The 14,415-nt window shown below is 40.3% G+C and carries 12 protein-coding genes; 5 read left to right on the forward strand and 7 right to left on the reverse strand.

Annotated features, from left to right (window positions below):
- Positions 1-10: 10 nt before the first annotated feature.
- Positions 11-1,531, forward strand: coding sequence for an ABC transporter permease (locus DPV97_RS00230; protein ID WP_049370161.1), 1,521 nt, complete (start codon positions 11-13; stop codon positions 1,529-1,531).
- 13 nt (positions 1,532-1,544) lie between these two features.
- A complete protein-coding gene (locus DPV97_RS00235) occupies positions 1,545-2,597 on the forward strand; it encodes an ABC transporter ATP-binding protein (protein ID WP_070714261.1) in 1,053 nt (350 codons plus the stop codon).
- Between the two features lie 38 nt (positions 2,598-2,635).
- On the opposite strand, the gene DPV97_RS00240 is transcribed toward DPV97_RS00235, so the two are convergent.
- The 7 genes from DPV97_RS00240 to DPV97_RS00270 form a co-directional block, all read right to left on the reverse strand.
- Positions 2,636-3,355, reverse strand: coding sequence for a TerC family protein (locus tag DPV97_RS00240; protein WP_070714258.1), 720 nt, complete (start codon positions 3,353-3,355; stop codon positions 2,636-2,638).
- Between the two features lie 68 nt (positions 3,356-3,423).
- Entirely contained in the window at positions 3,424-5,250 is a 1,827-nt protein-coding gene (uvrC, locus tag DPV97_RS00245) for an excinuclease ABC subunit UvrC (RefSeq protein ID WP_070714257.1), read from the reverse strand.
- Between the two features lie 9 nt (positions 5,251-5,259).
- Entirely contained in the window at positions 5,260-6,018 is a 759-nt protein-coding gene (gene kdsB / locus DPV97_RS00250) for a 3-deoxy-manno-octulosonate cytidylyltransferase (protein WP_070714255.1), read from the reverse strand.
- Between the two features lie 9 nt (positions 6,019-6,027).
- On the reverse strand, positions 6,028-6,207 hold the full coding sequence (locus tag DPV97_RS00255; protein WP_005696424.1) for a Trm112 family protein: 180 nt from the start codon (positions 6,205-6,207) through the stop codon (positions 6,028-6,030).
- A 17-nt stretch (positions 6,208-6,224) separates the two neighbouring features.
- Positions 6,225-7,205, reverse strand: coding sequence for a tetraacyldisaccharide 4'-kinase (gene lpxK, locus DPV97_RS00260; protein ID WP_070714252.1), 981 nt, complete (start codon positions 7,203-7,205; stop codon positions 6,225-6,227).
- Positions 7,206-7,258: 53 nt separating this feature from the next.
- Positions 7,259-9,022: a lipid A ABC transporter ATP-binding protein/permease MsbA gene (gene msbA / locus DPV97_RS00265; RefSeq protein ID WP_070714250.1), complete on the reverse strand. Its 1,764-nt coding sequence runs from the start codon at positions 9,020-9,022 to the stop codon at positions 7,259-7,261.
- Between the two features lie 37 nt (positions 9,023-9,059).
- Positions 9,060-11,462, reverse strand: coding sequence for a DNA internalization-related competence protein ComEC/Rec2 (locus DPV97_RS00270; protein WP_070714247.1), 2,403 nt, complete (start codon positions 11,460-11,462; stop codon positions 9,060-9,062).
- Between the two features lie 262 nt (positions 11,463-11,724).
- Here DPV97_RS00270 and dksA point away from each other — a divergent pair, with 262 nt between their 5' ends.
- The 3 genes from dksA (at position 11,725) to folK (ending at position 14,259) form a co-directional block, all read left to right on the forward strand.
- Positions 11,725-12,162, forward strand: coding sequence for an RNA polymerase-binding protein DksA (gene dksA, locus DPV97_RS00275; protein ID WP_014065107.1), 438 nt, complete (start codon positions 11,725-11,727; stop codon positions 12,160-12,162).
- Between the two features lie 235 nt (positions 12,163-12,397).
- Positions 12,398-13,756 (forward strand): polynucleotide adenylyltransferase PcnB, encoded by a 1,359-nt coding sequence (gene pcnB, locus DPV97_RS00280; RefSeq protein WP_083313298.1) that lies wholly within the window; start codon positions 12,398-12,400, stop codon positions 13,754-13,756.
- Positions 13,756-14,259: a 2-amino-4-hydroxy-6-hydroxymethyldihydropteridine diphosphokinase gene (folK, locus tag DPV97_RS00285; RefSeq protein ID WP_014065105.1), complete on the forward strand. Its 504-nt coding sequence runs from the start codon at positions 13,756-13,758 to the stop codon at positions 14,257-14,259. Before pcnB ends, folK begins: the two co-directional genes overlap by 1 nt.
- The last annotated feature ends 156 nt before the right edge of the window (positions 14,260-14,415 follow it).

Raw genomic sequence — 14,415 nt, forward strand, 5'->3', positions numbered from 1 at the left:
GGATTTTTCTGTGTCTAATCGCCCACCTCGCTGGCTTATAGCCTTAATCGTGCTGATTAGTTTGCCATTATTACTCCCTTTTTTATATGTTATTGAGCGTGCTGCAGATGTCGGATTGGCTCGCAGCATTGAATTACTTTGGCGCCCAAGAATGTGGGAATTGCTCAGTAATACCCTACTTTTAATGGTATTTGTCACACTTTTTGCCATTATTCTCGGCACACTATGTGCGTTTTTATTAGAACGTTATCGCTTTTGGGGAAAAGGCTTTTTCCAAGTAGCCATGACGCTCCCTCTTTGTATTCCGGCTTTTGTCAGTTGTTTTACGTGGATCAGTCTTACCTTCAGAGTGGAAGGCTTCTGGGGAACCATCGGCATTATGACGCTGAGTTCTTTCCCGCTTGCTTATCTCCCTGTCGCGGCGACCTTAAAAAGACTCGACCGCTCTTTAGAAGAAGTGAGCCTTTCATTAGCTAAAAGCCATGCTTACACATTTTGGCATGCGATTTTTCCACAACTCAAACCCGCCATCGGTAGCAGCGTATTATTAATTGCGCTTCATATGTTGGTAGACTTTGGCGCCGTGTCTATTTTAAATTACCAAACCTTCACTACGGCAATTTTCCAAGAATATGAAATGGCCTTTAATAACAACACCGCCGCCTTACTTTCTGGTGTGTTAATGGTGATCTGTATCTTTGTTGTGATGGGGGAAATTCGTTTTAGAGGCACACAAACACTCTATCAAAGCGGCAAAGGCGTAATACGTCCGTATCCGTTGAAAACCCTCTCAGCAGGAAAACAAATTTTAGTCGTGAGCTTTTTCACGACCATTTTTGTGCTCAGTATTGGTGTGCCGATTACTATGCTGATTTATTGGCTAACTGTGGGAAGCTCCATTGAAGGTGCGGTCGATTTTGGGGAATTTTTTACCGCCTTCACAAATTCACTGACTATATCAACACTGGGTGCAACACTTACCGTTATTTGTGCACTACCATTGGTATGGGCTGCGGTACGCTATCGCAGTAAATTGACGATTTGGCTTGATCGAATCCCTTATCTACTTCACGCTGTGCCAGGGCTTGTTATCGCATTATCATTGGTCTTCTTTACCATCAACTATGCGTATTCGCTTTATCAAACCTTTGCCATGGTTATCGTCGCCTACTTTATGCTTTATCTTCCAATGGCGCAAACGACCTTGCGTAGCTCGCTTGAACAAATGTCTAGTAACATTGAAAAGGTAGGGCAAAGCTTAGGCCGTAGCAACTTTTATATTTTCCGTACCTTAGTTATTCCAGCCATGTTGCCAGGGATTGCAGCCGCCTTTGCTTTAGTGTTCTTAAACTTAATGAAAGAGCTCACCGCAACCCTATTGCTGACCCCAAATGACATTAAAACGCTTTCAACCGCCGTATGGGAATACACCTCTGATGCACAATATGCGGCAGCAACGCCTTATGCCATTATGTTAGTGCTATTTTCAGGGATTCCTGTATTTTTACTGAAACGATACGGTTTTAAATAACGAGAAGATAAAAATGACAACATTACTCGACATTAAAAATTTGAATAAATCCTTTAATGGGCACCAGGTTCTACACAATATCTCTCTGCAATTAGAGAAAGGTGAAATTCTGTTTCTTCTCGGTGCATCCGGTTGTGGAAAAACCACCTTATTGCGTAGCATTGCTGGTTTTGAACAACCAACAAGCGGTGAGATTTGGTTAAAGAATCAACCTATTTTTAAAGAAAACCTCAATGTGCCAACCCAGCAGCGCAAATTAGGCTATGTGGTACAAGAAGGCGTGTTATTTCCTCATTTAAATGTTTACCGCAACATTGCTTATGGCTTAGGCGATGGTAAAGGAAAAACGGAAGAGGAAAAACAACGAATACAGGAAGTGATGAAACTCACGGGCATTAGTAGCTTAGCTGACCGTTTTCCACACCAGCTTTCCGGTGGTCAACAGCAACGTGTCGCACTTGCTCGAGCACTTGCACCAAGCCCTGAGTTAATCCTGTTTGATGAGCCATTTAGTGCGTTAGATGAACATCTAAGAAATCAAATTCGTTACGATATGTTGCAAGTATTAAGAGAAAGTGGTTCCTCTGCCGTATTCGTGACCCATGATCGTGATGAAGCGCTATGTCATGCAGACAAAATCGCAGTGATTCAAGAAGGAAAAATTCTCCAAATTGCGACACCTAAAACGCTCTATTGGTCACCTCAGTATTTGTCTATTGCTAAATTTATTGGGGACAGCATTATTCTTCCTGCAACATTAAAAAGCGATAGCATCGCGACCTGTCAATTAGGTGAAATTGCCGTCGAAAATAAAGGAAATGGCCATACACAAGGGAAAGTGTTATTCCGCCCTGAGCAATTCTCTCTTGCGAAAAAAATCCAAGATCCGACCGCTTCTTTTAACGGTGAGATTAAACGGATTGAATCAAGAGGACGAGCTATCAATATTTGTATTGATGTTAGCGGTTATGAATTGAATATCAATGAAGATCTCATTAACGAATATCATACTGGCGAACAAGTCACGCTGTATTTATATGGGAAAGGGGTATTCTATAATGACTAAAAAAAGGCGGAACACATTGTTCCGCCTTTTTATATGATTTAATGACCAAGTGATTTTCGCATTTTGATGTTGAGCATTTCAACTACTGCTGAGAAGCCCATTGCAAAGTAAATGTAGCCTTTTGGAATATGGATATCCAAACTTTCAGCAATTAAACTTACTCCAACTAAAATTAGGAATGCTAAGGCTAAAATCTTCAATGTTGGGTGGGTATCAACAAAATCACCAATTGGTTTCGCCCCAAACATCATCACACCTACTGCAATCATAATTGCTAAGATCATCACTGGAAGGTGATTTGCCATCCCTACGGCTGTGATCACTGAGTCTAAAGAAAACACAATATCTAAAATCGCAATTTGGATTAATACACCCAAATAACTGACTTTCTTCTTGTTATTCTCTTCTTCATGATGTGCTTCAGGATGCATCGCTTCTTTAATTTCGCCTGTACTTTTCACAATCAGGAATAAGCCCCCAAGGAATAAAATCAAATCGCGGCCTGAAATTTCCTGACCGACTAAAGTGAACAGTGGTTCCGTTAATTTCATCATCCAAGAAAGGGAAACAAGAAGTAAAATACGGGTAATCATCGCTAACCCAAGACCGATAATACGACCAGATTGGCGTTGATTCGCAGGTAAACGTCCCACTAAAATACTAATAAAAATAATGTTATCGATACCCAAGACGATTTCAAGTGCGGTTAAAGTTAGCAATGAAATCCATGCTTCGGGATCAACAAGCCATTCAAACATAATATGTTCCTATATAAAATCCGAAAGGTTGAATCATAGACAGTTCGCGTAGAAAATCAAGATTTTTCCTAACTTTTTAAGGTCTCGAAAATCTTTTCTGCTAACGCTTTAGAAATACCAGGTACAGAGGCGATTTCATCCAACGTGGCATTTTTGACACCTTGCAATCCACCTAAATATTTCAACAAGGCTTGGCGTCGTTTAGCACCTACCCCTTCAATGGTTTCCAATACACTTTGGGTAAAGGCTTTTTGGCGTTTTTGACGATGGACGCTAATCGCATGATTATGGCTTTCATCTCGAATATGTTGGATTAAATGCAGTGCAAGGCTATCATCCGGCAAATGGATTTCACGATCTTGTTTGCTGATAATCAACACTTCTTGTCCCGCTCGACGATCTACACCTTTTGCAACACCAATTAAGTGCGGTCGGTTTTTATCCCATTTTACATTAAGTTGATAGAACACCTCTAAAGCACGATTAAGTTGTCCTTTACCACCATCAATAAAAATAATATCGGGAATTTTATCTTCATCAAGATCGCGGTCGTAACGTTTCTTTAAGGCTTGCTCCATCGCGGCATAGTCATCGCCGCCAGTAATGCCTTCAATATTAAAACGACGATAGTCTGATTTCAGTGGGCCTTCCTGATTAAAGACTACACAGGATGCCACGGTTTGATTACCCATCGTATGGCTAATATCAAAGCATTCCATGCGTTTAATTTCAGGCATATCGAGCAATTCACAAAGCGCTTGATAACGTTCGTGCATTCGGGAAGATTGTTTAAGTTGAGTCGCTAAAGCCGCTTTGGCATTAATTTGTGCCAACTGCAAATACTTGCCTTTATCACCTTTAGCGGATTCTTGTATCACTACTTTTCGGCCAGCTTGTTCAGTTAATAAGGCCTCAAGCTCCGCTTTTTCATCTAATTTATGATCCACAATAATACTATTTGGGATACTTCTTCCCTGATGACCTTGCAAATAGAACTGCCCAACAAAAGTGGCTGTGAGTTCAGATAAATCAGTATTAGCAGGCACTTTCGGAAAATAACTGCGATTACCTAATACTTTACCTTGACGAATAAACATTACCTGAACACAAGCTAAACCGTGCTGATACGCAATGGACATAATATCCATGTCGTCCAAACGCTCATTGGAAACAAATTGTTTTTCGATAACAGCACGAACCGCTTGAATTTGGTCACGATAACGTGCCGCGCCTTCAAAATCCAAGTCTCGGCTCGCCTGCTCCATTTTGCCAATGAGATAATCTAATACTTGCTGATCTTTCCCTTGTAAAAATAGTCGTGCTAATTCAACTTGTTGGTTATATTCCTCATCTGTCACATAACCTGCCACACAAGGTGCGGAGCAACGCCCGATTTGATATTGCAAACAAGGGCGGGAACGATTGTTATAAACCGAATTTTCACATTGACGAACAGGGAATAATTTTTGCATTAACGACAAGGTTTCACGCACTGCACCCGCATGAGGATAAGGCCCGAAATACTCACCTGCAATTTTTTTCGTTCCGCGATAAGAAGTAATGCGAGGATGGCGTTCTTTTGTCAATAAAATAAAAGGATAGGATTTATCATCTCGCAATAACACATTATAACGAGGTTGATAAAGTTTAATGAAGTTGTGCTCTAGCAATAACGCTTCAGTTTCTGAAGAAGTAATCGTCGTATCAATATGATGAATTGACGACACCAAGGCTTCTGTTTTTTTGCTGCTTAAGTTTTTTCGGAAGTAGCTGGAAAGGCGCTTTTTTAGATCTTTCGCTTTGCCCACATAAATAACCTGATCTTTATCGTCATACATACGATAAACACCAGGTTCATGAGAAACGTCTGAGAGAAACTTTTTAGAATCAAACATCAGTAAAAACTACGCCAAAATTGACCGCACTTTTTCTAAATCTTCAGCTGTATCCACACCAACAGCAGGGACTTCTTTCGCCAATTCCACATGGATACGCTCACCGTACCACAATACACGGAGTTGCTCTAATTTCTCTAAGTTTTCTAACTGCGTTGGTGCCCATTGCACATATTGTTTAATAAAGCCTGCACGATAAGCATAAATACCAATATGACGAAGATACGCATCAGCCAGTTGTGCCTTTGAGGTATCCGCTAATTGCATAAACTGGTCACGATCGTAAGGCATCACGGAACGGGAAAAATATAAAACGTAGCCATCTTTATCGGTGACGACTTTCACAGCATTTGGGTTAAATAACTCTTCCGCTTCGTGAATTTTTACCGCAAGTGTCGCCATATTCACGTTAAACTTCGCTAAATTCTCTGCCACTTGACTCACAATAACGGGTGGAATTAACGGCTCATCCCCTTGGATGTTTACAATAATTTCATCATCAGCAATACCAAGCTTACTTACCACTTCCGCTAAACGCTCAGTACCAGAATTATGTGCTTCTGATGTCATACAAACTTCTGCCCCAAAAGCTTTTGCTGCCTTTTCAACTTGTTCGTTATCTGTGGCAATAATAACTCGGCTCGCGCCTGATTGTTGAGCTTTCTCAAAAACATGTTGAATCATGGGTTTACCGGCAATATCAGCTAAAGGTTTACCTGGTAAGCGGCTCGATGCAAAACGAGCAGGGATAATAACTGTAAATGACATAATCATTCCTTATTCTTTCAGTGTTTCGGCTTTTTCTGCCAACAAAACCGGTACGCCGTTTTCAATAGGATACGCCACTTGCTCAAAAGGGCAAATGAGCCGTTGATTTTCTTGATCGTATTTCAATCTTGCCAAACATCGCGGGCAAGCGATCACTTCTAATAATCGAGGATTGAGTTTCTCACGCATATTTCACTCGAATAGAGTTAAACTAAATGACGGATTTTTCCCCACAATTGTGGAAGTTTTTGGCCTTGGTTTTCAGCCTCAACAATCTCCGCATCAACTGGAACATACCACCAATTCTCTTTAGCAAAAGCTTGGCATTTTACTGCGTCCTTTTCGGTCATAAAGAGCGGTTGGTTTTCAGCGAGTTTTTCTAATAATTGCGGCTCAAAATGTTGATGATCTTGAAAAGCTTTCGTATTTTCTAAACGAATATTTAGATTTTCCAACATCGTGAAAAAACGCTGTGGGTTACCAATTCCCGCAATGGCTGAACCTTGGGTAAACTCACTTAGTAATCGTTTTTCTGCCGTCAATAAATTAATGGCATAATGAGGAACTAATTGCATAATGGCATCAGAATAAGCATTTTTTCCGCCATTAGTAATCACAAAGTCCACATTTTTTAAACGACTTGGTAACTCACGCAAAGGCCCAGCAGGTAGCACAAAGCCGTTCCCTAAAGCTCGCTCTGCATCCATCACAACAATTTCAATATCACGTCGCAACTTATAATGTTGTAATCCATCATCAGAAATAATGAGATCGCAATCCTGTGTTTTCAAAAGTAATTCAATAGCTTGTTGACGATTCGGTGAAATCACCACGGGTACACCTGTTCTTTTAGCGATTAAAACAGGTTCATCGCCCCCTTGAACAGGATCTGTTTTAGGTGTGACAAGTAAAGGATAGGTTTTAGATTGGCTACCATAGCCACGAGAAATCACGCCTACAGCTAATCCTTGTTTTTGTAACTCTTCAACTAACCAGACAACGACAGGGGTTTTACCATTTCCACCAACAGAAAGATTGCCGACAATAATGATCGGTTTCGGAGATTTATAAGAGGATAAAATATTAAGAGAAAATAGAGCTCGGCGAATTTGGCTAATCAACCAAAATAGCAGTGAAAAAGGAAGAAGCAACCAAGCAAGCTTTGAATTAGAGTACCAAAAAGGCATTTCATTTATCCTATATTGATTTTGGGCGAACACATCGGTTCGCCCTTATTATTTTATCCGCTAAACTGCATACTGTTTAATTGTTTATACGCACCATCAAGCGCTAATAAATCTTGATGCGTACCACGTTCTTTAATTTCACCATGTTCAATGACTAAGATTTCATCAGCATTTTCAATGGTTGATAAACGATGTGCAATCACTAATACCGTACGATCTTTTTTCAGCTCTTCTAATGCAGACTGAATCGCATGTTCAGATTCGGTATCGAGTGCAGAAGTCGCTTCATCTAAAATTAAGACAGGTGAATTACGTAGTAACGCACGAGCAATCGCTAAACGCTGACGTTGACCACCAGAAAGACTTGCGCCATTCTCACCAATAACGGTATCAAAACCTTGTGGAAGTTTCTCGATAAACTCTAGGGCATAAGCCGCTTTTGCTGCTTCGATAATTTGCTCACGGCTGTATTTATCTTCTGCCGCATAGGCGATATTATTGGCAATCGTATCATTAAATAAATGCACTTGTTGAGAAACAACAGAACAATTCTCACGTAAATTAGACAAACGATAATCTTGAATTCTCACGCCATCTAATAAAATCTCACCTTCATCGATATCGTAGAAACGCGTCACTAAATTGGCAATCGTTGATTTACCCGAACCTGAACGTCCTACTAAAGCCACGGTTTTGCCTGCAGGCACATTAAAAGAGATATTATTTAAGGCTTTCTCTTCTTTACCCTCATAAGCAAAACTCACGTTTTTAAATTCTAAATCACCTTTTGCGGGTTCGGCTTTATATGTGCCATTATCTTTCTCTGTTTCCAAATCCAAGATCGAAAATAATGTCTGACAAGCCGCCATGCCTCGTTGGAATTGTGAGTTTACATTCGTCAACGATTTTAACGGACGCATCATCGCTAACATGGAAGAAAAGACGACAGTGAAAGAACCTGCCGTTAAATTATGTTCTGCAATTAATGGTGTGGTTGCCAAATAAAGCACTGCCGCTAATGCCAAAGAGGCAATCACTTGTACAACAGGATCTGAAATGGCATCTGCTGTCACCATTTTCATACCTTTACGACGCATATCATTACTCACTTTATCGAAACGCTCTTCTTCCACTAACTGACCACCAAAAGAAAGCACCACTTTATGCCCTTTTAGCATTTGTTCCGTCGCAGAGGTTAATTCCCCCATAGAATCTTGCATGTTTTTACTAAGCTTACGGAAGATCTTCGATACAAAGCTAATAAGCACCGCAATAATTGGTCCGATAACGAAAAGAACCAAGGTCAGTTCCCAACTAGTGTAGAACATCACCACGAGCAATGAAATTAAATAGCCCCCCTCACGTATAATGGTCACTAATGAATTAGAGGAAGAATTGGCAATCATTTCTGAATCGTAAGTAATACGAGAAAGCAATTTCCCCGTTGAATTACGATCAAAGAAACTTACCGGCATAAACATCAAATGTTTAAACAAGCGGCGACGCATAATCATCACCACTTTGCCAGACACCCAAGCCAAGCAATAGCTGGAAATAAAGTTAGTCACACCACGCAACATAATCATACCAACCACAACAAACGCCATCAGTTTTAGGAAGGAATGATCTGCTTTCCCAAAACCATCATCGAGCAACGGTTTAAGCATATAAATCAGGCCAGAATCAGCCAATGCATTAAAAACGAGAGCGATAGCAGCGACAAATAAACCTGATTTAAAAGGTGAAATCATCGGCCATAAACGCTTAAAAGTTTGCGAGGTTGAGAAATCTTTATCTTGCATAGTTTGTTCTTGCATCACATTGTCTTAATAAAAATTGGCTGCATTGTACCTGTTATTTCGGGGATAATCCAATTACACGGGCAAACCAAGGTGAAAAATCCCCTCTTGCCTTTTCAATTTCAATGCTTTTTTCAGTAAAATTTAACCTTATATGACCTGAAATAGCGGTATTTTCGACTGCACTTTGATAACGATTTAATCGTTCAATGACTGTTGGATGAGGGAAATTCCACGGATTCCATCGTCCGCTTGAAATTAAGGCAAGATCAGGTTTTGTCTGTGCCAGTAAAATCTCGCCTGTTGAAGTTTTACTACCATGATGCCCCACCTGCAACACATTAATTTTGCCTAGGTTTTCAGCAAAAGATCTTTCTGTTGCCACATCCGCATCACCGGTTAAAAGAATTTGATACTGTCTATCCGTGAATAAAATCACGCAAGATTGCGGATTCTCCGCCCTATCTGTTATTTGCGTTGGTGAAAGAACTTTAAAATCAAGCCCTCGCCACTGCCATTGTTTCCCCTGAAGACAAAAAGTGCGGTGCATTTCGCCATAGTTTTTACGAGAAGGTGTAATCAGTTCAATCTCTGGATATGCGGCTAAAATCGCTTTAGCACCGCCTGAATGATCGTTATCATCATGGCTTAAAATCAAGGTTTCAAGTTCAATGCCTTCTCGTTGAAGATAAGGTAATATCTCTAATTCCGCCATAGAAGAACCACCTATTCCACTCTGCCAAGCAGGCCCCGTGTCATACAACACACCTTTCCCCTCTTTCACAATTAAGGTTGCTAAACCTTGTCCAACATCTAACGTATCTAACTGCCATTTGGGTTTCGTGAAATATCGATATCCTAACGTACTCATACACATACTAAAAATAAGAATTACACCCAATAGATCTTGTTTATAATCTTTTGCTGATAAGATTTTTGTATGATTTAACGTGAAAAATCGACTCGATTTTAACGGTGTATTTTTTGTTTTCCCTTGAGATGCAAAATACAATCCATATAACACTCCGCCAAAAACAAGGCTTAAAAGTGCGGTCAGAATAAGAGATAAATTAATCGAAATCGGCACATACAAGCCTTGGAAAAAACTGAGGCATTGTGTAATACCTTGAGCAATCACATTTGCAAGATGCCAAGAAGAAAATGCACCATGGGTTAATACAGCAAAGAGAATCAATGGCACAAGTAAGAAACTATACAAGGGCACTGCGATTAAATTTGCTAAGAATCCATTTAATGCCAAGCCATTAAAAAAGAAAAGCTGAATGGGCGTGAATAAAACCAGCAGCCCAAGCTGCAAATGAAACAAACCAAAAATCCACCGCACTTTGCTGGATAATTTTTTATGTTGCCACTCTATTATTGATAAGGGAACATATCGGTACCATACAATCAAACAGGTAACAGCACCAACTGAAAGCCAAAAGCTGACCGAAAGTGGCATAAGCGGATCGCAAAACAACAAAAATGCCACTACCAAACACAGCATTTGCGAAGGCGCGTAGTATCGTCGAGAACATTGAAGGATTGCAATAAAAAGCAATGCCATCATTGCACGAAAGGTCGGTAAACTAAATCCAGCTAAATAGGCATAACCTAAAGCAATCAACACACCAAAGCAAAGCGGAAACCAGGGTGAAATAAAGCGTGTAGGCAGTGCAAGTTGCAAGAATCGAACAAAGAAAAAGCCTATCCCCATTGCTAAACCAATATGGAGCCCTGAAATGGCAATTAAATGTGCTGTATTCGTTTGTTGGTAAATCAGCCACGTTTTATTATCCAGCCAAGCCCGCTCACCAAATGCCAATGCAATAAGTAAACCTTGTAAAGAAATCCCTTCCGTCTGTTTGAGGCTATTTTGCAGAAAATGTGTGCGGAAAGAAAAATCGTCTCCAATTTTAACCGCACTTTTCACATTCCCTACGGCAATAATTCTTTTAGAAAAATACCATTGTTGTCGATCAAATCCTCCATGATTTAATCTCGCCGAAATAGGGCGAAGCTTTACATCCGCCCGCCAAACTTCACCTACTTGTGGCTTTTCTAGCGCTTTCCAATTAATAAAAATTTGTTGTTCTTTCCCATCAAATAAAGACGTCGTAGCAACCAACGTTTGATAATCTTGCTGATGAAGAATTTCTGAGATGTGAAGATCTAACGTGATTTTATTCGGTAAACTGGAGATTTTTTCTGCTTGTCCCAATAACGATAAAGCTGGTGAATGCGCATAAGCCAAAGTAATCAAAAACAAGATAGCGCTCATGCAAAAATTTCTGGCTTTAAAATAATTGAACCAATGGAAACAAAATACGGTCATAACCAACAATAAAATGCTCAGCCCCGCTCGTTGCCAGGTCAACAGTAAAAAATCAGGCACGATAAGCAAAGAAAAGGCTGAAATGATGAGCATGATACACAGTTGAAATAGCGTGAGTTTCATTTGGAGTGTGATTTATAGCGAGAAAATAAGGCAACCTAGCCTTAACCTCATAAATAAACAAATAATTACGCCATTTTTTGCGATCTCGATCTCAAAATTTAAATTTCCAGGCTAAATTTATTTGCTAAATAGATGAAGTTCTGCTATTTATATCGCCCTTAAAATAACTAGGTTCTTATGTCAGCTATTTTTAGTAATAAGAACTAATCACAAAAACAAGACAGGACGTCATTAAATTCTGTACTATTATTAGGAGTTATCAATGTCTAAGGCATCTCTAAGTTTGCTGGATTTAGCCGGTGTTACACCTTATCAACCTAAGAAAGATGAGGAATACATGAATGAAGATCAAATTCTTCATTTCAGAAAAATTTTAACTGCATGGCATGAGCAAATTGTGGAAGAAGCATCAAGAACTGTTGCTCATATGCAAGATGAAGCGTCAAACTTCCCAGATCCAGCTGACCGTGCGACCCAAGAAGAAGAATTCAGTCTTGAATTACGCAACCGCGATCGCGAGCGTAAATTAATGAAAAAGATTGAATATACATTGAAAAAATTGGACACCGATGATTTTGGTTATTGCGATTCTTGTGGGGAAGAAATTGGCATTCGTCGTTTAGAAGCTCGCCCTACTGCTGATCTTTGTATCGATTGTAAAACCCTTGCTGAAATTCGTGAAAAACAAGTCGCAGGTTAATTGATTCAAATAACCCAATGAAAAAGTGCGGTCAAAAACAACCGCACTTTTCGTGTTTTTATCAAATGTGCATTTAACACAGAGAATGGAGTAAATTATTCTTACTTATATAAAAAATTTATTTGGTAAAAAAACTAAAAAAGAAACTGAAACCAATATAAATTCGCCTGTCCCAAAAACGGCGCCAAAAACTGAAAAACCAAGCGTTTCAAAAGCAGAGCGTTCACAACCAAAGATCGCCCCGTCCTCTTCTCACCATAAAAAAACGAACACCCAAGCGCATCGTCACGACAAACATACCGTTAAAGCCTCTCATTTTGGTATTACCCCACGTATGTTTAGCCGTAATGCCATTACCGTGGTAGAAAAATTGCAACGTCAAGGTTATGACGCTTATATCGTTGGTGGTTGTTTGCGTGATTTATTGTTAGGTAAACACCCAAAAGATTTTGATGTAGCAACGAATGCGCGTCCCGACCAAATTCAAGCGGTATTCCAACGTCAATGCCGTTTAGTTGGTCGTCGTTTCCGTCTTGCGCACATTATGTTTGGTCGCGATGTGATCGAAGTGGCCACATTCCGTGCTAGCCATTCGGATGCGCGCAGCGAAAATCAAGCCAAACAAAGCGATGAGGGAATGTTACTGCGTGATAACGTGTATGGCACCATTGAACAAGATGCGGAGCGTCGTGACTTTACCGTAAACGCCCTTTACTACAATCCGCAAGATAATACGCTGCGTGATTACTTCAACGGAATTGATGACCTGAAAAACGGAAAATTACGTCTGATTGGCGATCCTGTAACCCGTTATCAAGAAGATCCTGTGCGTATGCTACGCTCTGTGCGCTTTATGGCGAAATTGGATATGTTCTTGGAAAAACCAAGTGAACAGCCCATTCGTGAGCTTGCACCATTGCTGAAAAATATTCCACCCGCACGTTTATTCGATGAAAGCTTAAAATTATTGCAGTCTGGCAATGGCGTAAAAACCTATAAATTACTGCGTCAATATGGCTTATTTGAACAGCTTTTCCCAAGCTTAACGCCTTATTTCACCGAAAAAGAAGACAGCCTTGCGGAACGCATGATTTTAACTTCGTTAAATTCAACGGATGAACGCATTGCCGATAAATTACGCATTAATCCAGCCTTCTTATTTGCGGCATTCTTCTGGTATCCATTGCGCGAAAAAGTGGATGTGTTGAAAAATGAAGGTGGCTTAAACAATCACGATGCTTATGCCCTTGCAGGCAATGAAGTGCTTGATCAATTATGCCGATCATTAGCCGCACCTCGTCGTCACACCTCTGTCATTCGTGATATTTGGATGTTGCAATTACAATTGCTTAAACGCACTGGTTCTCACCCTGCTCGCACAATGGAACATCAAAAATTCCGAGCAGCCTTTGATTTATTGGCGATGCGTGCTGAAGTGGAAGGCGGTGAAACCGTTGAACTCGCAAAATGGTGGCATGAGTACCAACTCAGCAATCAAGAACAACGTCGCCAGTTGGTTCAAGAGCAACAAAAATTGCATCCAGCGCCGAAGAAAAAATATTACCGCAGACGTAAACCTAAGGCGGCTAACTAATGGTTCAAGTGTATATCGCCCTTGGCAGCAATTTAAATACGCCTACAGAACAATTAAATTCGGCATTAGAGGCAATTTCTGCGCTTCCTAATACCGAATTAAAATCGGTCAGCGGATTTTATCAAAGCAAACCATTAGGTCCGCAAGATCAACCGGATTATGTGAACGCAGTGGCAATGATCGAAACCACTCGCCCACCTTTAGCTTTGCTCGATGAATTGCAACGCATTGAAAATGAACAAGGTCGCGTACGTTTACGTCGTTGGGGTGAGCGTACACTGGATTTGGATATTCTACTTTATGGCGATCAAATCATTCAAAATGAACGCTTAACCGTGCCTCATTACGATATGAAAAATCGCGAATTCGTGATTGTGCCGCTTAATGATATCGCACAAGATTTGGTTTTACCGGAAGGCGAGAAAGTCGCAGATTTGGTGAAAGCGTTTGAAAATCATCAAATGCATAAAATCAAAAACAGCGAGAAAATTGACCGCACTTAACTCAAAACAAAAGGGTTGATATTCACTATCAGCCCTTCTTTTTAATCTAAATAACGCTGCCAGAAGAAGTGTGCTACAGCAATCCCTAAAATCACAAAAATCGAAACTGGCAATGCGGTGCCAAAGGTAAACTCACCTTAAGGATTTTGGAGAGAA

The organism is Haemophilus parainfluenzae (assembly GCF_003253005.1).
Lineage (GTDB): Bacteria > Pseudomonadota > Gammaproteobacteria > Enterobacterales > Pasteurellaceae > Haemophilus_D > Haemophilus_D parainfluenzae_M.

What these genes read in the sequence shown, in the direction of transcription:
- DPV97_RS00255 (WP_005696424.1), bottom strand. Translation starts at nt 6,207, where the DNA reads ATGCGTGAGAAACTCAATCCTCGATTATTAGAAGTGATCGCTTGCCCG.
- kdsB (WP_070714255.1), bottom strand. Translation starts at nt 6,018, where the DNA reads ATGTCATTTACAGTTATTATCCCTGCTCGTTTTGCATCGAGCCGCTTA.
- dksA (WP_014065107.1), top strand. Translation starts at nt 11,725, where the DNA reads ATGTCTAAGGCATCTCTAAGTTTGCTGGATTTAGCCGGTGTTACACCT.
- DPV97_RS00235 (WP_070714261.1), top strand. Translation starts at nt 1,545, where the DNA reads ATGACAACATTACTCGACATTAAAAATTTGAATAAATCCTTTAATGGG.
- msbA (WP_070714250.1), bottom strand. Translation starts at nt 9,022, where the DNA reads ATGCAAGAACAAACTATGCAAGATAAAGATTTCTCAACCTCGCAAACT.
- uvrC (WP_070714257.1), bottom strand. Translation starts at nt 5,250, where the DNA reads ATGTTTGATTCTAAAAAGTTTCTCTCAGACGTTTCTCATGAACCTGGT.
- lpxK (WP_070714252.1), bottom strand. Translation starts at nt 7,205, where the DNA reads ATGCCTTTTTGGTACTCTAATTCAAAGCTTGCTTGGTTGCTTCTTCCT.
- DPV97_RS00270 (WP_070714247.1), bottom strand. Translation starts at nt 11,462, where the DNA reads ATGAAACTCACGCTATTTCAACTGTGTATCATGCTCATCATTTCAGCC.
- DPV97_RS00240 (WP_070714258.1), bottom strand. Translation starts at nt 3,355, where the DNA reads ATGTTTGAATGGCTTGTTGATCCCGAAGCATGGATTTCATTGCTAACT.
- folK (WP_014065105.1), top strand. Translation starts at nt 13,756, where the DNA reads ATGGTTCAAGTGTATATCGCCCTTGGCAGCAATTTAAATACGCCTACA.